General features: G+C 64.4%; 22 protein-coding genes. 18 read left to right on the top strand and 4 right to left on the bottom strand.

The window, feature by feature from the left end:
• Positions 1-7 precede the first annotated feature (7 nt).
• The 8 genes from rpsP to FIU91_RS01115 all read left to right on the top strand — a co-directional run bounded on the left by rpsP (position 8) and on the right by FIU91_RS01115 (position 5,380).
• Entirely contained in the window at positions 8-385 is a 378-nt protein-coding gene (rpsP, locus tag FIU91_RS01150; protein ID WP_093012210.1) for a 30S ribosomal protein S16, read from the top strand.
• Between the two features lie 166 nt (positions 386-551).
• A complete protein-coding gene (locus tag FIU91_RS01145; protein ID WP_152461096.1) occupies positions 552-1,322 on the top strand; it encodes a MipA/OmpV family protein in 771 nt (256 codons plus the stop codon).
• A gap of 75 nt (positions 1,323-1,397) precedes the next feature.
• Complete coding sequence (rimM, locus tag FIU91_RS01140) at positions 1,398-1,904, top strand: ribosome maturation factor RimM (RefSeq protein WP_152461095.1); 507 nt, start codon at positions 1,398-1,400, stop codon at positions 1,902-1,904.
• Between the two features lie 179 nt (positions 1,905-2,083).
• On the top strand, positions 2,084-3,115 hold the full coding sequence (locus tag FIU91_RS01135; RefSeq protein ID WP_172974888.1) for a hypothetical protein: 1,032 nt from the start codon (positions 2,084-2,086) through the stop codon (positions 3,113-3,115).
• 71 nt (positions 3,116-3,186) lie between these two features.
• Entirely contained in the window at positions 3,187-3,990 is an 804-nt protein-coding gene (gene trmD, locus FIU91_RS01130) for a tRNA (guanosine(37)-N1)-methyltransferase TrmD (RefSeq protein ID WP_152461093.1), read from the top strand.
• Positions 3,991-4,042: 52 nt separating this feature from the next.
• The gene (gene rplS, locus FIU91_RS01125) at positions 4,043-4,450 is read left to right on the top strand and encodes a 50S ribosomal protein L19 (protein ID WP_093012195.1); all 408 of its coding nucleotides are present in this window, start codon (positions 4,043-4,045) and stop codon (positions 4,448-4,450) included.
• A complete protein-coding gene (gene rpmE, locus FIU91_RS01120) occupies positions 4,447-4,668 on the top strand; it encodes a 50S ribosomal protein L31 (RefSeq protein ID WP_093012192.1) in 222 nt (73 codons plus the stop codon). The genes rplS and rpmE overlap by 4 nt, the downstream gene beginning before the upstream one ends.
• 142 nt (positions 4,669-4,810) lie before the next feature.
• A complete protein-coding gene (locus tag FIU91_RS01115) occupies positions 4,811-5,380 on the top strand; it encodes a hypothetical protein (RefSeq protein ID WP_152461092.1) in 570 nt (189 codons plus the stop codon).
• Here FIU91_RS01115 and FIU91_RS01110 read toward each other — a convergent pair.
• Positions 5,377-6,846, bottom strand: coding sequence for a DUF2252 domain-containing protein (locus FIU91_RS01110; protein WP_152461091.1), 1,470 nt, complete (start codon positions 6,844-6,846; stop codon positions 5,377-5,379). The two genes, FIU91_RS01115 and FIU91_RS01110, sit on opposite strands and share 4 nt — an antisense overlap.
• Positions 6,847-6,936: 90 nt before the next feature.
• On the opposite strand from FIU91_RS01110, the gene FIU91_RS01105 reads away from it, so the two are divergent.
• From FIU91_RS01105 to FIU91_RS01085, 5 genes are all read left to right on the top strand, one after another.
• Positions 6,937-7,854 carry an endonuclease/exonuclease/phosphatase family protein gene (locus FIU91_RS01105; RefSeq protein ID WP_152461090.1) on the top strand — a complete coding sequence of 306 codons (918 nt, stop codon included), beginning with the start codon at positions 6,937-6,939 and terminating at the stop codon, positions 7,852-7,854.
• Positions 7,855-7,963: 109 nt separating this feature from the next.
• Complete coding sequence (locus tag FIU91_RS01100; protein WP_093012180.1) at positions 7,964-8,773, top strand: division plane positioning ATPase MipZ; 810 nt, start codon at positions 7,964-7,966, stop codon at positions 8,771-8,773.
• Entirely contained in the window at positions 8,773-8,973 is a 201-nt protein-coding gene (locus FIU91_RS01095) for a hypothetical protein (RefSeq protein ID WP_093012177.1), read from the top strand. The genes FIU91_RS01100 and FIU91_RS01095 overlap by 1 nt, the downstream gene beginning before the upstream one ends.
• Positions 8,974-9,005: 32 nt before the next feature.
• Positions 9,006-9,773, top strand: coding sequence for an HpcH/HpaI aldolase/citrate lyase family protein (locus FIU91_RS01090; protein WP_152461089.1), 768 nt, complete (start codon positions 9,006-9,008; stop codon positions 9,771-9,773).
• Between the two features lie 35 nt (positions 9,774-9,808).
• On the top strand, positions 9,809-10,219 hold the full coding sequence (locus tag FIU91_RS01085) for a hypothetical protein (RefSeq protein WP_152461088.1): 411 nt from the start codon (positions 9,809-9,811) through the stop codon (positions 10,217-10,219).
• On the opposite strand, the gene FIU91_RS01080 is transcribed toward FIU91_RS01085, so the two are convergent.
• Positions 10,200-10,661 (bottom strand): GNAT family N-acetyltransferase, encoded by a 462-nt coding sequence (locus FIU91_RS01080; RefSeq protein WP_152461087.1) that lies wholly within the window; start codon positions 10,659-10,661, stop codon positions 10,200-10,202. The two genes, FIU91_RS01085 and FIU91_RS01080, sit on opposite strands and share 20 nt — an antisense overlap.
• A gap of 203 nt (positions 10,662-10,864) precedes the next feature.
• Between FIU91_RS01080 and smc the strand changes: the two genes are divergently transcribed.
• Positions 10,865-14,320, top strand: a complete 3,456-nt coding sequence (smc, locus tag FIU91_RS01075) for a chromosome segregation protein SMC (RefSeq protein WP_152461086.1) — start codon at positions 10,865-10,867, stop codon at positions 14,318-14,320.
• A gap of 310 nt (positions 14,321-14,630) precedes the next feature.
• Here smc and FIU91_RS01070 read toward each other — a convergent pair whose 3' ends face one another.
• Positions 14,631-15,803, bottom strand: coding sequence for a lytic murein transglycosylase (locus FIU91_RS01070; RefSeq protein ID WP_254702011.1), 1,173 nt, complete (start codon positions 15,801-15,803; stop codon positions 14,631-14,633).
• Between the two features lie 60 nt (positions 15,804-15,863).
• Positions 15,864-16,853, bottom strand: coding sequence for a glutathione S-transferase family protein (locus tag FIU91_RS01065; RefSeq protein ID WP_152463607.1), 990 nt, complete (start codon positions 16,851-16,853; stop codon positions 15,864-15,866).
• A 207-nt stretch (positions 16,854-17,060) separates the two neighbouring features.
• Between FIU91_RS01065 and deoC the strand changes: the two genes are divergently transcribed.
• The 4 genes from deoC to rlmH all read left to right on the top strand — a co-directional run bounded on the left by deoC (position 17,061) and on the right by rlmH (position 21,376).
• The gene (gene deoC / locus FIU91_RS01060) at positions 17,061-18,044 is read left to right on the top strand and encodes a deoxyribose-phosphate aldolase (protein ID WP_152461084.1); all 984 of its coding nucleotides are present in this window, start codon (positions 17,061-17,063) and stop codon (positions 18,042-18,044) included.
• A 10-nt stretch (positions 18,045-18,054) separates the two neighbouring features.
• Positions 18,055-20,391 (top strand): aldehyde dehydrogenase family protein, encoded by a 2,337-nt coding sequence (locus FIU91_RS01055; protein ID WP_152461083.1) that lies wholly within the window; start codon positions 18,055-18,057, stop codon positions 20,389-20,391.
• A 145-nt stretch (positions 20,392-20,536) separates the two neighbouring features.
• The gene (gene rsfS / locus FIU91_RS01050) at positions 20,537-20,905 is read left to right on the top strand and encodes a ribosome silencing factor (protein WP_152463606.1); all 369 of its coding nucleotides are present in this window, start codon (positions 20,537-20,539) and stop codon (positions 20,903-20,905) included.
• Positions 20,906-21,376, top strand: a complete 471-nt coding sequence (gene rlmH, locus FIU91_RS01045; RefSeq protein ID WP_093012159.1) for a 23S rRNA (pseudouridine(1915)-N(3))-methyltransferase RlmH — start codon at positions 20,906-20,908, stop codon at positions 21,374-21,376.
• The last annotated feature ends 52 nt before the right edge of the window (positions 21,377-21,428 follow it).

Raw genomic sequence — 21,428 nt, 5'->3', positions numbered from 1 at the left:
ATAAACCATGGCTCTCAAAATTCGTCTCGCCCGCGGCGGCTCCAAGAAGCGCCCCCACTACTCGATCGTCGTCGCCGACAGCCGTATGCCGCGCGACGGCCGCTTCATCGAGAAGATCGGCACCTATAACCCGCTTCTGCCCAAGGGCGACGAGCGCCGCGTGATCATGGATGTCGAGCGCGCCAAGCACTGGATCGAGCATGGCGCCGTCACCACGGACCGTGTCTCCCGCTTCCTCGAAGCGGCTGGCGAAGTCGAGAAGAAGGAACGCTCGAACCCCAAGAAAGGCACGCCCGGCAAGGCCGCGCAGGAACGCGCCGCAGCCCGCGCCGAGAAGGCCGCGGCCGCGGAAGCTCCTGCCGAGGAAGCCTCTGCAGAAGAGTAAATCCGGGCCCGGCCCGAAACGAAGAGCGCGCGGGCCCCGTCCGCGCGCTTTTTTTGTCGCGACTTTTCGCGCATCACACAGACGGGATCGGCGGAAACTGGCAATGTCGCGCGCGACGGGATAAGGCTTGGTCAAACACGCCACATCCGACGCATCCGGAGCCTACATGACCCGCCTGCTTCTCGCCTCGACGACCCTCACCGCGACCCTTCTTGCCGCGCCTCTCGCCGCGCAATCCTCCGATCCGGCGCTGAGCTTTACTCTGCGCGGCGGCGTGGCATCCGGCCCGGCCTATTTCGGCGCTGAGGAATACGAGGTGAAGCCCGATCTCGGCTTCGGCTTCAATTCGGTCAATATCGGCCCGCTGCAATTCGGCGATCCGGATCCCCGGACAGAAAAGCTCGGCTTCGGGCTGCGCGGCTCGTTCAATTACATCGGGATGCGCGATGCGAGCGAATACGATGCGCTGACCGGGCTCGACGATATCGACGCGGCGGTCGAGCTTGGCCTTGGCGTCGGTTACACGACGCGCAATTTCGCGGCCTTCGCAGATGTGCGCCAGGGCTTCGGCGGGCATACCGGCGTTGTCGCCGAAGCGGGCGCCGATGCGATCTTCCGTCCCAGCGATCAACTGACCCTGACCGCCGGTCCCCGGGTTCTGTTCGGCAATTCCGAGTACACGGACACTTACTTCGGCGTGTCCTCCTCCGAGGCGAGCGTGCTCAACCCGGCCTATGACGCCGATGGCGGGCTGGTCTCTGCAGGCATGGAATTCGGCGCGACCTACCAGATCAACGATGTCTGGGGCGTCGAGACGGCCGTGACCTGGGACCGCTACATGAACGACGCGGCCGACAGCCCGATCGTCGAGAACGGTCGCGAGGACGATTGGGGCGCGCGCGTCGGCCTGACCCGGACCTTCCAACTCGGCTTCTGATCGTTCGCTGCGATTGCACCTCCGCCCGCGCCCGCGCTATTGAGACGCGAGAGCAAGGCTGAGACGAGGCAAAGCGTGAGCGACAGGATTTGCGTGGGCATGATCGGCGGCGCCTTCGGCGTCCACGGTGAAGTGCGCTTGAAGAGCTTCACCGCCGATCCGGAAGCCATCGCCGATTATGGCCCGCTTGAAAGCGAGGACGGCTCGCAGAGCTTCGACGTCCAGCTCACGCGGCCGGTCAAGCAAGGCTTTGCCGCGCGGCTGTCTGGCGTTCGCAGCAAGGAAGACGCCGATGCGCTCAAGAGCGTTCGGCTCTACGCCCCGCGCGAGCGCTTGCCGCAGCTTCCCGATGACGAGTTCTACCATGCCGATCTCATCGGGCTCGAAGTCATGGATACCGGTGGCGTGTCGCTCGGTCATGTGAAGGCGGTTCTGAACCACGGCGCGACCGACCTTCTGGAGATCGCGCCGCCGGGATCGTCGCAGACAGCGCTCCTTCCCTTCACTCGCGAAGCTGTGCCAACGGTCGATCTCGCCGCGGGCCGGTTGATCGCCGATCCGCCTGCTGGGATTTTCGACTAGGGAATTCGCGGCTGCGCCACATCGTCGCCACGTTTCCGCCCCTTTTGGTTGATATGTTTTTCGACATATCGGGCCTGAGGGGGACGATGTCGCAACGATTGATCTTTTCAGCGGTTGCTCTGGCACCTGCCTTGGCGGCACTTGCCGTACCGGGCTTTGTGCAAGGTCCCGTCCTCGGGATGATCGGACCGTTCGGCGTGTCGTCGCTGGCGATCTTCCTCGCTTTCGTTGCTGTTCACGCCACGCGGCGGACACGAGATAAAGAAGAACAGGCAGGCCTACGGGACGAGGGCAGTCTGCTGACAACCGCGGCGCATCATACGCCGCCCATCGACATACCCGACACCGAAGAGCTTCGCGCCCGCGTGGCGGCGCGGCTGGTGCGGCGTCACTGCCCCGATAACAAGCCGTTCGGGCCGGCAGAGCCCGACAGCATGGATTTCGCGCTGTCGCGGATCGTCGGGCAGGTTGTCGATCTTTGGGAGGCCGACAGCGCCGAGGCGTTGAGCGAGACGCAGCTCCGGGAGCTGCACGTTCTCGAAACGCTTGCCCTCGCCGATGCCGTGGCCGCGGGAAAGCTCGCGCAATCCTTCCGCAATCCGGCGCTCGCCACGGACATCCGCGACCAGATCTCGGCGCTGGCAGAGCGGCGCGAGGCCTTCGAGGAGGCGCGCGACGCCTACCGCGCCACGCTCGACCTGGCAGATAGCGCGGCGCGGCCCTGGGACCTGAAAACGAGCCTCATGTTGATGACCGCGCCGGACGCGGACCTCTGGCACCGGGTCATCGCGGAGGGAGATCTTCGAGATCCAGGATTGCGGGCTGCGGCGCTCTGGTGTCTCGAGCAACCGACGCTCAGCCGGGCGAGTGTTGCACTGTTCTTCGCGCGCCTTGGGCGTGAGAGGCTCCTGACCGACGCCGAAGCCACGGGCGACACCCTGTTCCTTCGAGGCGCGCGTCATGCCATCCGGCGCTGGAACGAGGGCGGATACAGGAACAAGACGATCGGACTCGATCCGGCAAACGCGGTCGTCGATGCGGGGCCGGCGCTAAAAGCCGAACTCGGCGCGCTCGCAGAAGACTGGCCCTTCCCCGAAGGCGCGTTCGATTGTTATTCGGGCGACGTCGCGCGACCACGCCGAGCCTGGGACATTCAGGCGGGCGTCCTGATCGGCACACCGCAGCCGCAGGATTATTTCGATCCGGTCTGAACCTGGCCCTTTGCCAAGAGGGGGCCAAGCGGGTATGGGACGCGGCTGAACCCGCTCCAAGGACAGCCAAGATGCGCTCACTCGGCCGCAAATCCATCCAGGCCTCGCTCCAGCCGCGCGACCTCATGGCCGAGAAGCGGCTGAAAGGCGTCTGGACCGCGCAGGTCGTCACGCTTTTTCCCGAAGCCTTTCCCGGCACGTTGGGCCTGTCCCTCACGGGCCGCGCATTGAAGGACGGGCTGTGGCAGCTCGAAACCGTGCCGCTGCGGGAATTCGGCGACGGCAAACACCGCAACGTCGATGACACGCCTGCGGGCGGGGGCGCGGGGATGGTGCTGCGACCGGACGTGATGGCCTCGGCGCTCGACGCGGCGCAGTCCCGGCTTCCGGGCGCGCCGCTCCTCTACCTCTCGCCGCGCGGGAAACCGTTCACGCAGGCCCGTGCTCGGGCGCTTGCGGAAGGGCCGGGCATGACGCTGATTTGCGGGCGTTTCGAAGGACTCGACCAGCGCGTGATCGACGCCTACGAGATCGAGGAAGTCAGCCTCGGGGACTTCGTGCTCACCGGCGGAGAGATTGCCGCGCAGGCCTTGATCGATGCGAGCGTCAGGCTTATACCGCGCGTGCTCGGGAATCAGGAATCCGTCGAGGAGGAATCCTTCTCGCACGGATTATTGGAGCACCCGCAGTATACGAAGCCCGCCGTCTGGAACGGTCGCGCGATCCCCGAGATTCTTCTTTCGGGACATCACGCGAAGATCACCGACTGGCAGCGGGTGCAGGCCGAAAGGCTGACCAAGGAAAGACGACCTGATCTCTGGCGGGCTTATCTGCGAGCGCAGAATAGGGACCCGGACGAAGACCAAGAGCTCTGAGGCGGCAATCACCTTTGCGGAAAAAACCGCAAGCGACATAGGAGTAAGGTCAATGGACCTGATCGCAGAACTCGAGGCGGAACAGATCGCCTCGCTCGGGAAGACGATTCCCGATTTCAAAGCTGGCGACACCATTCGCGTCGGCTACAAGGTGACCGAGGGCACCCGCACCCGCGTGCAGAACTTCGAAGGCGTCTGCATCAGCCGCAAGAACGGCCACGGGGTCGCAGGCTCGTTCACCGTTCGCAAGATTTCCTTCGGCGAAGGCGTCGAGCGGATCTTCCCGCTCTACTCGACCAATATCGAGCATATCGAGGTCGTGCGCCGTGGCCGTGTTCGCCGCGCGAAGCTGTACTACCTGCGCTCGCGCCGCGGCAAGTCGGCCCGTATCGCGGAAGACGTCAACTACAAGGTGCTCAAGGGCGACGGCAAGAAGCCGGTGCAAGGATCCTCGACATGAAAAAGAACCTTCATCCCGAATATCACGTCGTGACCGTCAAGATGACCGACGGGACGACCTTTGACACCCGCACCGTCTGGGGCGCAGAGGGCGATACGCTGACCCTCGACATCGACCCGACCGTGCACCCGGCCTGGACCGGCGGCTCCTCGCGCCTGATGGACCAGGGCGGCCGCGTGTCGCGCTTCAAGAAGAAGTACGAGGGCCTCGGCTTCTGAAGTCGGCACAGCCCGCAAGATCGAACGCCGCTCCCGCGTCGGGGCGGCGTTTTTCGTTGGCCTCCCGGCTCTGTCATTCGACAGATGCGGCAATCCGGGGTAAGCGGGCTCAAAACACGGGACGTGAGGGATACGAGCATCCATGACAATCCTGGCCTACCTGCGCACCACGCTCTTCGTCTGCCTAGCCGCGCTTCTGACCGCCTGTGCCGCGGCGCCAATTCCCGAGACGCCGGACGTTACGCGCACCGAGATCGCGGCGCTTCGGCAGGCCTTCCTCGAACTCGATCCCAACGTCGATCCCGAGGAGGCAGACCGCGCCGCGCGTATCGCCGTGACCTATCCGCTCGAGTTGCGCGCTCTTTACGAGATCGAGGACAGCCCTGTCGTTCACAACACCAAGGTCAATGCCGGCCTCAAGCCGCGCGGGCTGTGCTGGCACTGGGCGCAGGACATGGAACGCCGGATGCGGTCGGAGAATTTCGCGACGCTCGACCTGCACCGCGCCGTTGCGCCGCCGCGTAACATTCTGCGCCTCGAGCATTCCACGCTCATCATGAGTGCGCGCGGGAAAACCATGCAGGAAGGTCTCGTCATAGACCCATGGCGCAAGGGCGGTGTCCTCTATTGGGGACCAACCCTAGAGGATGCGCGCTACGACTGGCTTCCCCGTCACGTCGTGCTGGCCGAGAAAGGCATCACCGTCCCTTAGCGATAGTGGCTGAGGGTGTTGTCGAAGGCCCCTCTCTTGAGATCTTCCTTGTAGAACACATGATCCCTACGCAGCCGTTCGACGGCTTCCTCTGCGCTGCGGATCACATCCTCAATATAGAGGGGTTGCGGCATCACCGCCTCAAGGATGCTCTGCTCGACATCGTAGTCGAGCTGACCCGCCTCGTCCGAGCGCGCATGGGCCTGCGCAAGCACCCATCCGCATGCATGGGCGTAGGCTTTCCATGACTTCTTCGACAAATCGTCGAGGTCGATATCCTCGCGGAATGGCGCACGTTCGCGGGTCATAAAGCTCTCGCCGTCGATTTCGGCGCTCCCGTAAAAAACATCGCCTTTTGCGAGGTGGACGGACTGTCCGTGCGCGATCCGGTCGCCTTTTTCGCCAGCATCGAACTCGTGCGGCGGCACCAGCCCGTCGAGCGCGGAATGGCGTGCCTTCTTGAACTCGACGATCAGGTCGTCGGTCGCGTTCTGCGACGGCCCCTCCAGAAGGCAGTAATAGCGCGGCAGCCCGAGCGACGCGGTGCCCTGCCCGTGCCGCATCGCGACATCCTTGAGTTTCAGTGAGCCGATCCGCCCCGTTCCCTCGATGTTGTTCTGCTTGCCAAGCTTGTCGATGAGCTTCTGAAACTCGTCGCAGCGCGTCGAGATCGGCGTCAGCTCATCGCTGGCACGGAAGCCCGTGCCGGTTTCATTGAGATAGCGATCCCACAGCCAGTCTTCGCGCGGCTTCTTGGCTTCCTCGAACAGGCGCTTGATGACCTTCGGGGCATTGTCCTCCCGCATCTGTTCGCTGCTTTCGGTCTCGTAGCGCGCGAAATGCGCCATGCCGTCAAAATAGCCCTTGAGGAATTTGCGCGCGATCTTCTTCTGCTTCTTGCGCTTGTAGCCGCCCTCTTCCTCCGCGGCGATCATGAAGCCTGCCGTGCCACGCTTGAGATCCCACGAGAACGGCGCGTAGATCGCATCGTCGAAATCGTTCACGCCAAAGATCGGCACGTTATCAGCATTGGGCATTACGCCGAAATTCTCGGGATGCACATCGCCCAGCGCCAAGACCGTCGGCATCCGGGCATCTTCGCCCAGCATGTCGCGGTGAAAAAGCAGCGAAGTGCCGCGGAAGAACTTGAAGAGCGAGGACGCGAGCTTGTCGAACTTCTCCTTCGTTCCGAAAGCTTGCTGGTCGATCCGAACCGCATGGTCCTCGAGGATGGTCTCGCGCACATGATGGCGCCGATCCTGCCCGGTGATGTCCTTCGGGCGCATCGTGATCGGCGAGGCGACATAGGCCTCCGTCAAACGGCGATATTCTTCGAGACGGCTGCCGATTTTCTGCTTGTGCCGCACGCGGTCGCGCGCTTCGCTCTTCGCCGCTTTGGCAGAGGATGTCGTCTTCGCGGATGTGCCGCTTTTTCGCTGCGACGTCTTCGGTGCCGTGTTCGACATATCGGGCCCGTCCTATAAGTCACTATAAGTGTCTTAACGCGCAACAAGGCCATCAGGGTCCGAACAGAGACGAAAGTCAGGCGGCGAACCATGACCATCTTGATACGGATTGCGAAGGCGGGCGGTCTTATGGCTGCGCTGCTTGTGCTCGTGGCCTGCGCCCTTCAGGTCGGAAACTCCGTCGATCCGGACCTGCCCGCAAAGCAGAACGGGGCGCACCGGGTCGCCACGCATAACGTGCATTACATCTGGTACAACCGCGCCGACGGCCCGTGGTCACGCGGCGATTGGACGGCGCGCGCGCCGTCGATGGACGCCGCGTTCAAGGCTCTCGGCGCCGATATCGTCGCGTTTCAGGAGATGGAGAGCTTTGCAGGCGGCAACTCGGATGACGTGAACCTCGCACGCAGCTACCTTCTGGAGCGAAACCCAGATTATGCCGCGGCGGCGGTCGGCGATTGGCGAGAGTTTCCGTCGACACAGCCGATCTTTTACCGGACCCAGCGCTATGAGCTTGTAGAACAAGGCTGGTTCTTCTTTTCGGACACGCCTGACGTGATTTATTCCCGCACCTTCGACGGATCCTACCCGGCCTTCGCGTCCTGGGCACGGTTCCGGCCGCGTGACGGCGGGCCGGTCTTTGCCGTGATGAACGTGCATTACGAATACTCATCTGGGTCCAATCGCATCCTGTCGGCCGAGCTGACGGCGCGCCGCATCGACCCGTTTCTCGAGCGGGGCGAGCCGGTGATCCTGACCGGCGATCTGAATGCCCGCCTCGGCTCCCCAACAACCGAGACGCTCGAAGCGGCAGGGCTGCGATTTCTCGACGTTCCCGGCTCCACCTATCATTTCGATCTCGGCATCAATCTTTTCGGCGCGATCGACCATATCGCGATCAGCCCCGGCATGAACGCGGTGTCCGGGCCGGTCACGCTGCAGCGCAAGTTCGCGGGCGACTGGCCGTCCGACCATTATCCCGTCGTCGCGGACCTCACATTTCCGTAGTGGCTTCCGCGCCGCGGATTCCGCTTCAGATGCCGTGACGCCTTCACTTGTGGCAGCCCCCAAGATACCGTAGCGCCCAAGAACTTTTGGGGAATATCTGGGGAACCACGTGGCACATATCATTGTGGTCGGGAACGAGAAGGGTGGCGCGGGGAAGTCCACCGTCTCGATGCATATCGCCTCCGCGCTCGCGCGGCAGGGCTTTCGCGTCGGCACGCTCGATCTGGATTTGCGGCAGCAGAGCTTTGGCCGCTACGTCCGCAATCGGAAGGCGTTCATGGAGGCCGAAGGGCTCGACTTGCCCTCGCCGCGCTACATGGAATTGCCCGAGATCGACAAGGAGACGCTGCAGCCCGGCGAGAATGCCTACGACCATCGCCTGTCGGCCGCGGTCGCGGTTCTGGAGCCGGAAAGCGATTTTGTCCTGATCGACTGTCCGGGTTCGCATACCCGGTTGAGCCAAGTAGCGCATTCGCTTGCCGATACGCTGGTGACACCGCTCAATGACAGTTTCGTCGATTTCGACCTGCTCGCCCATATCGGCGCGGACGGCGAGAAGATCGAAGGGCCTTCGGTCTATTCGGAGATGGTCTGGCATGCCCGCCAGCTTCGGGCGCAGGCCGGGCTTCAGCCGATCGACTGGGTCGTGCTCCGCAACCGGCTCGGCGCGCAGCAAATGGTCAACAAGCAGAAGATGGAAAAGGCGCTCGAGCGTCTGTCCAAGCGGATCGGCTTCCGCATCGCGCCGGGCTTTTCAGAGCGAGTGATCTTCCGCGAACTCTTCCCGCGCGGGCTGACGCTGCTCGATCTCAAGGATATCGGGGTCAAGCAGCTCAACATCTCCAACATCGCCGCCCGGCAGGAGCTGCGCGACCTGATGAAGACGCTGAACCTGCCCGGCGTCGAGGTGGATTTCTGATGGCAGCCGGAGGTCCAAGCCGGGGCGAACTGATCTTCCGCCTCTGCTTTTCGCTATGCGGACTTGGCCTTCTCGCCGTTGCCGTGGCAATGCGCGGAATGCCGCGCGGTCCCGCCCTCTTCGAGGTTTTCGGTATCGCGGGCGTCTTCTTCCTCGGCACCGCGATCTGGTCGGCCTGGAAACTCTGGGGCCGGCGCTGACGCGCAGGTCCATTTTGCGAAAGACCGAACATATGTCCGCACCGAAGAATCTGTTCAAGGACGCGCTCGCACAGGGGCAGCGGCAAATCGGTCTCTGGATGGGTCTCGCGGATCCCTATGCTTCCGAGATCGTCGCGCGCTCCGGCTTCGACTGGGTTCTGATCGACGGAGAGCATTCGCCGAACGACCTCGCCGCGATCGTGCGCCAGGTGCAGGTGATCGAACCGCATACGCACCCGGTCGTGCGCCTTCCGATGGGGGAGCCCTGGCTCATCAAGCAGGTGCTCGACACCGGCGTGCAATCCTTGCTGATCCCGATGGTCAATTCAGCCGCAGAGGCGCGCGCCCTCGTCCGTGCCATGCGCTATCCGCCCGAAGGTATCCGCGGGATGGGCGGCGCGCTGGCGAGAGCGACGAATTTCGGACGCACTCCAGACTATGCAGCGACCGCGAATGACGAGATGTGCCTGATCGTGCAGGTCGAGACAGGCGCGGCGCTCGAGGCACTGGACGAGATCCTCGAGGTCGAGGGCGTGGACGGTGTCTTTGTCGGACCCGCCGATCTCTCGGCGGATCTGGGCTTTCCGGGCCGCGCCGATGCGCCGGAGATGCGTAAAGTCGTCGCCGAAACGCTTGGGCGGATCGCCGCGTCGGGCAAGGCTGCCGGGATCATCGATTTCTCCGAAGACGCAATCGAGGGCCATTTCGATGCGGGCGCGCAATTCGTGGCCGTCGGATCGGATGTGACCTTCCTCTCGCGCGGCCTCAGCGCCTTGTCCGCGAAATGGCGCGTGAGTTAACACAGCGTTAGGACAGCGCGCGGTAGCCTCGCCGAATGCGCTGGCTGCTCGCCCTTCTTCTCTTCATTCTCGCCGCCTGCAACACCGGTGGGCCGGGCTTTGGAGGTATCGAGCCCGAACGGGTGAGCCAGGATGGCAGCTCTTTCCTCTTCCGTCGAACCGGGCCGCTGATCGAGGCGCAGCGAATCTCACCCGAAATGATGCCGCGTTTTCAGACGGTCGCCACCAAGGCCGGGCGCGCCGCCGAGGCGCGAACCGGCTGCGATGTCGCATGGATCATGGGCGATCAGGCGGTGATGATGATGGCGCTCGATTGTCCGGGTGGCCCGCCTCCGCCCAAGATGCCGCGCACCCAGAACTGGTCGTGCCACGCTATCACCGCATCGCGTGCCATCACCGATGCCCTCGTCTCCAGCGACATCTCCCTCAACTGCACACGCGGATGAGCGGTTTTTCGTAGAAGACCGAAGTGCCGTTCTCCCTGTATTCACCGAACGGGCCACGCCGGACATAGCCCATCCGGGTGTAAAGCCGAGCGGCTGCGTCCAGAAGATTTCCGGTCTCGAGCCGAAGAAGCCCGATGCCCTCGCCCGCCGCTGCGCCTTCAAGGTGCTCCAGAATCCGGTGCGCCAGTCCGGTGCCTCGTGCGGCCTCGGTCACAAAGAGCGACTTCACCTCGCCATATCCGTCGCAGCGCATCAGCGCGACGGTGCCGAGAACCCGGCTGTCGTCGCGTGCCGCCCATAGCGTGATGCCGGGGGCGGCCAGCGCGTCGAGATCGAGAAAGCTGTTATGCTCGGGCGGGAAGAGCGCCTGCATCAACGCGTGGCTTTGCCGAAGGACGGTCGCAATGCTTGGATCGGACGGGTGCGCGATGACGATTTCCATGACGGGCTCCGGCCAGATGTCAGCGTTATGCGACATACCACAAGGCCGGCGGGCCCTTGCGTCAAGCCGGCAATATCTCGCCTTTTACGCGATATCTTGTGGATAAAGGCGCTGCAAACCCGATATACGGCGCAATTTGTTTGACTCAAGACAGCCGTCTTCGCACGCTTTCCCTCAACCGCGGAATCGGGAGCCTCCAGAACGTGCGCTTTTCGAAACTGAAACTCACAGGCTTCAAAAGCTTCGTCGACCCCACGGACCTCGTCATTGCCGAGGGTCTGACAGGCGTGGTGGGCCCCAATGGCTGCGGCAAGTCTAATCTACTCGAAGCGCTGCGTTGGGTCATGGGCGAGAACCGCCCGACCGCGATGCGTGGCGGCGGAATGGAAGATGTGATCTTCGCAGGCGCCGCCTCCCGCCCGGCCCGAAATTTCGCCGAGGTCGTGCTTCAGATCGACAATTCCGACCGGCTCGCCCCCTCCGGCTTCAACGACCAGGACCAGATCGAGATCGTGCGCCGCATCACGCGCGATGTCGGCTCGGCCTACAAGGCCAACGGCAAGGATACCCGCGCGCGGGATGTGCAGATGCTCTTCGCCGATGCCGCGACGGGGTCGCAATCGCCCGCGCTCGTTCGTCAGGGCCAAATTTCTGAGCTGATCAACGCCAAGCCCAAGGCCCGGCGGCGGATCCTCGAGGACGCGGCAGGGATCGCCGGCCTCTACCAGCGCCGCCACGAGGCGGAACTCAAGCTGAAGAACACCGAGGCGAACCTCACCCGCGTCGACGATGTGATCGAAGGGCTGGCCAGTCAGCTCTCGAGCCTTGCGCGACAAGCCAAACAGGCGGCGCGCTATCGCGCCATCGGTGAGGATCTGCGCCATGCAGAGGGGCTCCTCCTCTACCGGCGCTGGAAGGATGCCGACGCCGCGCGTGCCAGCGCTGAGGAGGTGCTGCGCGGCAAACTGACCGAGGCCGCCCGTGCCGAGACCGCCGCGCGCGAGGCCGGAAAGACGCGCGAGGCACAGGAGAGCGCACTGCCGCCCCTTCGCGAGGAAGAAGCCGTTGCGGCCGCGATCCTGCAGCGCCTGACGGTGGAGCGCGATACGCTCAAAGACGAGAAGGCCCGCGCCGAGGACACGATCCGCACTCTGACCGGCCGCATCGAGCAGCTTGCCCGCGATATCGAACGCGAGACCGGCCTCAACCGCGATGCGGGCGAGACGATCGAGCGGCTCGAATGGGAGGCGCGCGAGCTCGCAAAGGCGGGCGAGGGCCACGAGGATCGGCTGTCGAGTGCGGCAAGCGAGGCCAGTGAGGCGGCCACGATCCTGCAGGAGCGCGAGGATCTTCTTTCAACGCGTACCGAGGATGTGGCGCGTCTGTCCGCGCGTCACCAATCGGCCCATCGCTATCTTGCCGACATGCGTAAGACGCTCGAACGCAACGAGGCCGAGGCGGTGAAGGCGCGCGGGATCGTTTCAGACGCTGAGGCGAAACTCTCGGCTGCCAGCGGGACGCGGACAGAGGCCGAGACTCGCTTGACCGACGCACAGGCGACGGCGCGGCGCGCCGAAACCGTGCTGTCGGAGGCCGAGACCGCGCGCGCGGACACCCAGGCCCGCGAGGCCGAGGCGCGCAGCGAACGCTCTTCTGCCGAAGGCGAGCTCAACGCGCTCAGCGCGGAGGTCACGGCGCTTGCCCGGCTTCTCGACCGCGACACCGCCGAAGGCGGGCAGATCCTCGACCGGCTTCAGGTCGAACAAGGGTTCGAGAAGGCGCTCGGCGCCGCGCTCGCCGACGATCTGCGCGCGCCCGAAGTCGACGCGGACGGTCCCTCCGGCTGGACCGTGCTGCCCGCCTACGACGCCGCGCAAGCACTGCCGAGCGGCGTGACGGCCCTCACCCAGCACGTCTCGGTCCCGTCCGTCCTCGAACGCCGCATGAGCCAGATCGGACTGGTCGACGCCGATGAGGGTGACACCTTGCAGCCACGGCTCTTGCCCGGCCAGCGGCTCGTCAGTCGTGAGGGTGATCTCTGGCGCTGGGATGGCTACCGGGCCTGGGCGGAGGATATGCCGTCGGCTGCCGCGTTGCGCCTCGAACAGCTGAACCGCCTCGAGGCGCTGAAACAGGACATGGCGCATTCGGAGGCGCGGGTCGCCGGGGCTCGGCAAGCGCACGAGGTTCTTCAGACCCGCCTCACCGACCTTGCCCGTGCCGACAAGGACGCGCGCGAGGCACGCCGCGCAGCCGACCAGGCCGTGACAGAGGCGTCTCGCGCCGTGAGCCGCGCCGAGGCGGACCGCGACATGGCCGAAGGCCGGCTCGAAAGCGCGCGGCTTTCCGTCACCCGCTACGCCGACGAGGCGAGCGCCGCCCGCAAACAGGTCGTCGAGGCCGAACGCGCGGTGGCCGAGCTTGGCGATCTCGACGCAGCGCGCGCCGAGGTCGAGGACATCAAGCTGACCGTTGAAGCCGCACGCATGACGATGATGGCCAAGCGCTCCGCCCATGAAGAGCTGCGCCGCGAGGGCGATGCCCGCAAGGCGCGCAGCCAGCAGGTCACCAAAGAGCTGTCAGGGTGGCGGCACCGGCTTGAGACCGCGAAGGGCCGTAGCGCGGAGCTTACGAGCCGAAAGGAACAGGCCGAGAGCGAGTTGGCCGCGGCGCAGGGAATTCCCGCCAAACTGGAGGAACAGCACGACAAGCTGAGCCGCTCCATCGAAGATGCGGAAGTGCGCCGCAAGAAAGCTGCCGACGCGCTTGCCGATGCCGAAACGTCGCTCCGCGAGCTGGTCGCAGCGGAGCGCGATGCCGAGCGCACCGCCTCAGAGGCTCGCGAATCCCGTGCGGCAGCCGAAGCCCGCGCGGAGTCCGCCCGCGAAGCTGGCAGCGCTGCCGCCGAACGCGTCAGCGAAGAGCAGGAAACAACCCCTCAAAAACTTCTCGAGAAGCTCGGCGTCGATCCCGATGCCATTCCCGCGGCGCAAGAAATCGATACGCAGGTCAACGCCCTCAAACGACAACGCGACGCACTCGGCGCGGTGAACCTGCGCGCCGAAGAGGATGCCCGCGAAGTTCAGACCGAACACGACACGCTGTTGTCCGAAAAACAGGATCTCGAGGAAGCGGTGAAGACCCTGCGCTCGGGTATCGCCTCTCTCAACCGCGAGGGCCGGGAGCGGCTCTTGACCGCCTTCGAGCAGGTGGACGCCAACTTCTCGATGCTGTTCACCCACCTCTTCAACGGTGGCGAGGCCAACCTCGTCATGGTCGAGAGCGACGATCCGCTCGAGGCCGGTCTTGAGATCATGTGCCAACCGCCGGGCAAAAAGCTCTCGACCCTGTCGCTTCTGTCGGGGGGCGAACAGACGCTGACCGCGCTCGCGCTGATCTTCGCCGTCTTCCTCGCGAATCCTGCCCCCATCTGCGTGCTCGACGAGGTGGACGCGCCGCTCGACGATGCCAACGTCACCCGGTTCTGCGACATGCTCGACGAGATGTGCCGCCGCACCGAGACACGCTTCCTCATCATTACGCACCACGCGGTGACGATGGCGCGGATGGACCGATTGTTCGGTGTGACGATGCAGGAGCAGGGCGTGAGCCAGCTCGTCTCGGTGGATCTCAAGAAGGCCGAGAAGATGGTGGCTTGACCGCGCGGTGCAACGCGGTCTTAACAAAGTTCAGCCTTCCTCTTTCTGCCGCGACCCTTCGCGGTGAAAGGAGGTGAGACTAGTTGAATGAAAAATCATACCGAAAGTGGATGGTCGTGATAGCCATCGCGATGCTGTGCGTCGCGATCATCCGGCTCTGGATCGGCCGATAGGCTGAAAAAGAGTGACCCGGCAGAGTAGCAGCTCTGCCGGGTCTTTCATGAGGTGAGCATGTGAACTCAAATCATACCGAATGCCAAGGCAATACCATAAAGGCTATCATTCGGTAAAGCGCGCCCGCAGCCTATGGTTAAAGCCGCTCCAAGAGCTCCGGGGTCGGCCAGGCATCCGCTGGCAGACCCAACTCTCGCTGCACATCGCGCACCGCGGCGCGCGTGCCAGAGCCCAGGATTCCGTCAGCGCCGCCTACATCGTACCCGCGCGCCTGCAATGCCTCTTGCAGCCGGACCATCTGCTCGCCGTTCAGCCCCGGCTCGGGGTTGCCGGCGTCATAGATCTGAGCGCCTTCGAGGCGCGTCGCGAAATAGGCGGCGGTCAAAACGTAGGTGAAACTCTGGTTCCACTCGAAGAGCACCGGAAAGTTCGGATAGGCGAGAAAGGCCGGGCCATCCTTGCCCTGCGGCAAGAGGATCGACGCTTGAAGATCCGGCGCATCGATCTCGCCATCCCGCGCGGTGACGCCGAGCGCAGCCCAGTCGGACGCGGGCTTACGGGTCTCGAGGCCCGTTTCATACCAGTCGAACTCAGCGGGCATCTCGACCTCTTCGAGCCAAGGCTCGCCCGCCCGCCATCCGAGGTCCGCCAGCATCGCAGCACCCGAAAACAATGCATCGCGCGGCGAGGTCTTGAGCGACACGCGCCCATCACCATCCGCGTCTATACCATTGGTCAGAATGTCCTCGGGCAGCATTTGCACCATGCCGATCTCGCCCGCCCAGGCTCCGGTCGTCGTATCTGGATCGAAGGCATCCTGCGCGTAGAGTTCAAGCGCGGCGAACACTTGGGGACGGAACAGCTCCGGGCGGCGGCAATCGTGGGCGAGCGTTACCAGCGCGTTCGCGGTATTGTAGTCGCCTTGGAAGCTTCCGTAATCCGTCTCGAAGGCCCAGAACGCGAGCAATATGCCACGCGGCACACCGTATTCCGCCTCGATCGCCTCGAACGTCGTGGCATAGTCGCGCCCAAGCGACCGTCCGCGTTCGAGACGATCCGAGCTGATGAGCCGGCGCGAGAAGTCGATGAATGGTGCCTGGAAGATCCCCTGACGGCGATCGGCATCGAGCACCGACTGGTCTTGCCTGATCCCGTCAAAGAACGCGTCGACCGTACCGGGGTTCTGCCCGCGCTCCACTGCCGCGGCCGAAAGCGCTTCTACGAAATCCCTAAACGGCCCGCCGCAAGGCGTTTGAGCCAAGGCCGGTCCAGCCGCAATGGTCACGGTGCAGGCGATCGCGCGAAACATGAGCGTCCTCTTCATCATTCCCGCGACATCTACCACCCGATCCCGCGGGGCAAAAGCGGCTCACGCCGCCTTGAGGGACTCCCGACCATGCGGCGCCATCAGATCGAGCGCGGGGCCGATCGGGATGATGCGATACGGATTCACCGATTCATGGCTGTAGTGATAGTGGCGCACGATGTGATCGAAATGCACGGTCTCCGCCACGCCGGGCCACTGATACAGCTCGCGAAGATATCCCCACATGTGCGGATAATCGACGATCCGATTGCGATTGCACTTGAAGTGCCCGTGATACACCTTGTCGAAGCGAATGAGCGTGGTGAAAAGCCGCCAGTCTGCCTCGGTGATCCGATCGCCCATGAGGTAGCGGTTCTCGCCAAGACGCTCCTCGATCCAGTCGAGGCTTTCGAAGAGCGGATGAACGGCGTCGTCATAGGCCTCCTGCGTCGTGGCAAAGCCCGACTTGTAGACACCGTTGTTGACCGTATCGTAGATCCGCGCATTCACGGGCTCGATCGCGTCGCGGAGCTCTTCCGGCCAATAATCGTCCGTGTTCCCGGTGATCTCGTCGAAGGCCGAATTGAACATGCGGATGATCTCGGCTGACTCGTTCGAGACGATGGTCTCGCGCTCCTTGTCCCACAGGATCGGCACCGTCACGCGGCCCGTCATCTTCGGGTCCGCTTTGAGATATATATCCCGTGCAAAAGGCAGATCGTAGAGCCGGTCGCCAGTCGCTTCGTTGAACTCCTGATCGAAGGTCCAGCCGTCGGACAACATGTCGGGATGCACGACCGAGACGCCGATATGATCTTCGAGACCTTTCAGGGCGCGGAAGACGAGCGCGCGATGCGCCCAGGGACAGGCATAGCTGACATACAGATGGTAGCGGCCGCTTTCCGCCTTGAAGCCGCCCTCGCCCGAAGGCCCGGGGCTGCCATCTGCGGTGATCCAGTTGCGGAACGCGGTCTCCGAGCGGACGAATTTGCCACCCGTCTTCGATGTGTCGTACCCCTGATCGAACCATTCGCCGTCGACAAGCTTTCCCATGTCTTCCTCCTGAGCTTTGGATGGAAAACTACGGCGACGCCCGAAGAGGTCCATGCCGACCTGCGCAAAGCCTCCCTGCGCGAGCGCACAGGCCTCATGGCTTGGGTTATCCAATACCGGGGCGGCCCGCGTGACGGCGCGGCACTTCTTGCTCATGGAGGCTCCGCATGCGACCGTTCGGCTAATCTACCGAAAGACGGCTTTCCCATGCACGAGACACGCCTCGCCACGCACCTGCCCCAGACCGTCGAGCCCCGAAATCCGGGGCTCGCGCTCGATCTCGACTGGGTCATGCGCGCGACCGCGAACCGCTCGGCGATCGAGCGGCGTGCGGCGACGCTGCCGGGTCGCCGAAGCGTGAAGAAGGACCACCAGGCCGCCTGGCTGGCCCGCGCGGTTTCGATGATCGACCTGACCACGCTCTCCGGCGATGACACGGAGGGTCGTGTGCGGCGGCTCTGCGCCAAGGCGCGCCAGCCGGTGCGCGCCGATATCCTCGAGGCGCTCGGGCTCGAAGGCCTGACCACCGGCGCGGTCTGCGTCTATCACGACATGGTCGCGCCGGCCGTTTCCTTCCTCGAAGGCTCGGGCATCCCGGTCGCTGCCGTCTCCACAGGCTTTCCGGCGGGCCTCTCGCCCTTCCATCTGCGCCTCGCCGAGATCGGAGAAAGCGTGAATGCCGGCGCGCAGGAGATCGACATCGTGATCTCGCGCCGCCATGTCCTGTCCGGCAGTTGGCAGGCCCTTTACGACGAAATGCGCGCCTTCCGCGAGGCTTGCGGCGATGCACATGTGAAGGCGATCCTCGCGACCGGCGAGCTTGGCACGCTGCAGAACGTCGCCCGCGCGAGCCTCGTTGCGATGATGGCGGGGGCAGATTTCATCAAGACCTCGACGGGCAAGGAAAGCGTCAACGCCACCCTGCCCGTCAGCCTGGTGATGATCCGCGCAATCCGCGACTTTCACGACGCGACGGGCGTCCGGATCGGTTACAAGCCCGCGGGCGGCATCTCCAAGGCGAAGGACGCGCTGACCTATCTCGCTCTCATCAAGGAAGAACTGGGCGACGACTGGCTCTCGCCGCATCTCTTCCGCTTCGGCGCCTCGAGCCTTCTGGGCGATATCGAGCGGCAACTGGAACACCATGTCACCGGCGCCTATTCGGCGGCCTGGCGGCACGCATCGGCGTGAGGATTCCCGAATGGGCGTGAAAGAGATCTTCGAGACAATGGACTACGGCACTGCTCCAGAAGGCGCGGGTGACGCTTTGGCCTGGATCACGGACCAGGGCGCTCGGTTCGGACATTTCATCGACGGCAGCTTCAAGAAGCCCGGCGAGACGTTCGAGACGACGAACCCCGCTACAGGCGAGGTGCTTGCCGAGATCACGCAAGGCAGCGAAAGCGACGTCGAAAAGGCTGTCGCCGCCGCGCGCAAGGCACAAGGGCCGTGGGAAAAGCTTGGCGGGCCGGGCCGCGCCCGGCATCTCTACGCGATCGCCCGGCTTTTGCAGAAACATTCGCGGCTCTTCGCCGTGCTGGAGAGCCTCGATAACGGCAAGCCCATTCGGGAAAGCCGCGACATCGACATCCCCCTCGCCCAGCGGCACTTCTACCATCACGCGGGCTGCGCGCAGCTCATGGAAGACACTATGCCGGGCCGCGTTGCCCACGGCGTTTGCGGCCAGGTCGTGCCGTGGAATTTCCCGCTCCTGATGCTGTCCTGGAAGATCGCGCCCGCGCTTGCCATGGGCAATACGGTGGTTCTGAAACCCGCCGAGTGGACATCGCTCACCGCGCTTCTCTTTGCCGATATCTGCCGGCAGGCAGGGCTGCCGAAGGGCGTCGTCAACATCGTCACGGGCGATGGCGTAACCGGCGCGGCGCTGGTCTCCGCCGAGGTCGACAAGGTCGCGTTCACCGGCTCCACCGAGGTCGGCCGCAAGATCCGCGAGGCGACGGCTGGCAGTGGCAAGGCCCTGACGCTCGAGCTTGGCGGGAAGTCTCCCTACATCGTCTTCGACGACGCCGATCTCGACAGCGCGGTCGAAGGGCTTGTCGATGCGATCTGGTTCAATGGCGGGCAGGTCTGCTGCGCGGGCTCGCGTCTTTTGGTGCAGGAGAGCATCGCGGAGCGCTTCCACCAGAAGCTGCGCGCCCGGATGGACAAGCTGCGTGTCGGCGATCCGCTGGACAAGTCCATCGATGTCGGCGCGATCGTGCATCCCGAGCAGCTCTCGCGAATCCGCGCGCTGGTCGATGGGGCCGAGGGCGATGTCTACCGGGCCGATGCGCCCGTTCCCGAGGGCTGCTTCTATCCTCCGACGCTCATCAGCGATCTCGCGCCCGCCTCGCCGCTCATGCAGGAAGAGATCTTCGGCCCCGTTCTCGTATCGACCACCTTCCGCACGCCCTCCGAGGCGGTGGAACTCGCCAACAACACCCGGTACGGCCTAGCCGCTTCGGTCTGGTCCGAAAACATCAACGTCGCGCTCGATATCGCGCCGCAGCTCGTCTCGGGCGTGGTCTGGATCAACGGCACCAACATGTTCGATGCCGCCGCGCCCTTCGGCGGGATGCGCGAGTCGGGCTTCGGCCGCGAGGGCGGCCCGGAGGGCCTCATGGCCTACACCAAGCCTGCCGGCAGCGCGAAGGCGCTGAAGCGCATCAAGCCGTTCGAGGGCGACGCCGTGGAGCCGCAGGCCGTGGACCGCACCGCCAAGCTCTATATCGGCGGCAAGCAGACCCGTCCCGATGGGGGCTACGCGCAGGTCGTCTACGACGCCAAGGGTCGGGTACTGGGTCAGGCGCCTATCGCGAACCGCAAGGATGTGCGAAACGCGGTCGAGGCGGCACGCGCCGCGAAAGGCTGGGCCGGTGCCACCGCCCATATGCGCGCGCAGGTGCTCTACTATCTCGGTGAGAACCTCTCGGCCCGTAGCGACGAACTGGCGCAGCGCCTCAACGCGATGACCGGCGGGAAGTCCGGCGCGAGAGAAGTCGAAACGGCTATATCGCGTCTCTTCGATGCCGCGGCCTGGGCCGACAAGTTCGCAGGAGAGGCCCGCGCCGTGCCCATGCGCGGCCTTGCGATGGCGCTCCGCGAACCGACCGGCGTGATCGGCGCGCTCCTGCCGGACGAGGTGCCGCTCTTGGGAATGATCTCGGTCATGGCGCCCGCGCTCGCGATGGGCAACCGGCTGGTACTCGTCGCCTCCGAACCGTTCCCACTGATCGCGCAGGAGATGACCCAGCTCCTCGAAACCTCGGACATCCCGCCAGGGGCCGTGAACCTTTTGACCGGACCGCACGAGGATCTGGCGAAGACACTCGCCGATCACGCGGACGTGGACTCGGTCTGGTCCTTCTCCGGCGCGGATCTCTCCGCCGGAATCGAACGCCGTGCGGCGGGCAACCTGAAGCGCAGCTGGGTCAATTACGGCAAGAGCCGCGACTGGTTCGGACCCGAGGCAGGCGCCCGCGCGTTCCTCGATGCCGCGACCGAGATCAAGACCGTGTGGGTGCCTTACGGCGCGTGATGGCTGTGTCATTGAGATTTCATGCCCGCGATGCTATCTTTTACTCACGCCATGCGCGGTGCGTTAATCTGCGCGTCATCCAGAGGAGGACATTGTCCTGGTGCCTAATGCTTCCGCGGCCTATGCCGCTGACATCGGCGGCCCGATGACGGGCCAGACTCATTCCGAACCCGCAAGCGAGACGACGCTTGCCGCGATCCGGAACACCCTCGACGACATGAAGGCCGAAGACGTCGTGCAGATCGATCTGCGCGGGAAATCCGCCATGGCCGATTACATGGTGGTCTGCTCGGGCCGGTCGTCGCGCCAGATCGGAGCGATCGCAGAAAAGGTCGCGGACGATCTCAAACAAGCCTACGGCATCCTGTCCAAGACAGAGGGCAAGGAAACCGGCGATTGGGTTCTGATCGATGCGGGCGACGTGGTCGTTCACGTTTTCCGTCCCGAAGTGCGCGAGTTCTACCAGATCGAGAAGATGTGGATGCCAGCGCCGCAGGCCCACAAAGCCCAGTAGGTGCGGCTGCATCTCTGCGTGGTCGGCCGGCTCCGAAAGGGGCCGGAGAAAACGCTCGTTGACGATTACCTTGACCGCGCGGGAAAGACCGGTCGGGGCCTCGGCCTCGGCCCGGTAAACGTGACCGAGGTCGAGGACAAGAAAGGCGGCGGCGCAGCCTCGGAGGCCGCTCTTCTCTCCGCCGCCCTGCCCAAAGGTGCCCTACTGTGCTGCCTCGACGAACGCGGCGCGCGCCTGTCTTCCCCTCAATTCGCGGATCTTCTGGCCAAGTGGCGCGATACCGGCCGGCAGGATGTCGTCTTCGCCATTGGCGGCGCGGACGGGCTCGACCATGCCTTTCGCGACAGTGCCGACGCCACGCTCAGTCTCGGAGAGATGGTCTGGCCGCACATGCTGGCCCGCGTGATGCTCGCCGAGCAGATCTACCGCGCCGCCACGATCCTGGCGGGAACGCCCTATCACCGCACGTAAACCTTGAATTAACCAGGCCCGGCCAAAGTCGACGCGCGGTACAGGCGGGAGC

Origin of the sequence: Roseivivax sp. THAF30 (assembly GCF_009363575.1) — a bacterium.
Classification (GTDB): domain Bacteria; phylum Pseudomonadota; class Alphaproteobacteria; order Rhodobacterales; family Rhodobacteraceae; genus Roseivivax; species Roseivivax halotolerans.
This window is presented reverse-complemented; position numbering and strand designations above follow the sequence as displayed.

Bases quoted from the DNA above. Each gene is read 5' to 3' on its own strand.
- FIU91_RS01070 (WP_254702011.1), bottom strand. From the start codon at position 15,803: ATGTTTCGCGCGATCGCCTGCACCGTGACCATTGCGGCTGGACCGGCC.
- FIU91_RS01110 (WP_152461091.1), bottom strand. From the start codon at position 6,846: ATGTCGAACACGGCACCGAAGACGTCGCAGCGAAAAAGCGGCACATCC.
- FIU91_RS01090 (WP_152461089.1), top strand. From the start codon at position 9,006: ATGTCCGCACCGAAGAATCTGTTCAAGGACGCGCTCGCACAGGGGCAG.
- FIU91_RS01085 (WP_152461088.1), top strand. From the start codon at position 9,809: ATGCGCTGGCTGCTCGCCCTTCTTCTCTTCATTCTCGCCGCCTGCAAC.
- FIU91_RS01145 (WP_152461096.1), top strand. From the start codon at position 552: ATGACCCGCCTGCTTCTCGCCTCGACGACCCTCACCGCGACCCTTCTT.
- trmD (WP_152461093.1), top strand. From the start codon at position 3,187: ATGCGCTCACTCGGCCGCAAATCCATCCAGGCCTCGCTCCAGCCGCGC.
- FIU91_RS01115 (WP_152461092.1), top strand. From the start codon at position 4,811: ATGACAATCCTGGCCTACCTGCGCACCACGCTCTTCGTCTGCCTAGCC.
- FIU91_RS01080 (WP_152461087.1), bottom strand. From the start codon at position 10,661: ATGGAAATCGTCATCGCGCACCCGTCCGATCCAAGCATTGCGACCGTC.
- rpsP (WP_093012210.1), top strand. From the start codon at position 8: ATGGCTCTCAAAATTCGTCTCGCCCGCGGCGGCTCCAAGAAGCGCCCC.
- rpmE (WP_093012192.1), top strand. From the start codon at position 4,447: ATGAAAAAGAACCTTCATCCCGAATATCACGTCGTGACCGTCAAGATG.
- FIU91_RS01065 (WP_152463607.1), bottom strand. From the start codon at position 16,853: ATGGGAAAGCTTGTCGACGGCGAATGGTTCGATCAGGGGTACGACACA.
- FIU91_RS01105 (WP_152461090.1), top strand. From the start codon at position 6,937: ATGACCATCTTGATACGGATTGCGAAGGCGGGCGGTCTTATGGCTGCG.
- FIU91_RS01095 (WP_093012177.1), top strand. From the start codon at position 8,773: ATGGCAGCCGGAGGTCCAAGCCGGGGCGAACTGATCTTCCGCCTCTGC.
- FIU91_RS01055 (WP_152461083.1), top strand. From the start codon at position 18,055: ATGGGCGTGAAAGAGATCTTCGAGACAATGGACTACGGCACTGCTCCA.
- FIU91_RS01135 (WP_172974888.1), top strand. From the start codon at position 2,084: ATGATCGGACCGTTCGGCGTGTCGTCGCTGGCGATCTTCCTCGCTTTC.
- rsfS (WP_152463606.1), top strand. From the start codon at position 20,537: ATGACGGGCCAGACTCATTCCGAACCCGCAAGCGAGACGACGCTTGCC.
- rplS (WP_093012195.1), top strand. From the start codon at position 4,043: ATGGACCTGATCGCAGAACTCGAGGCGGAACAGATCGCCTCGCTCGGG.
- deoC (WP_152461084.1), top strand. From the start codon at position 17,061: ATGCACGAGACACGCCTCGCCACGCACCTGCCCCAGACCGTCGAGCCC.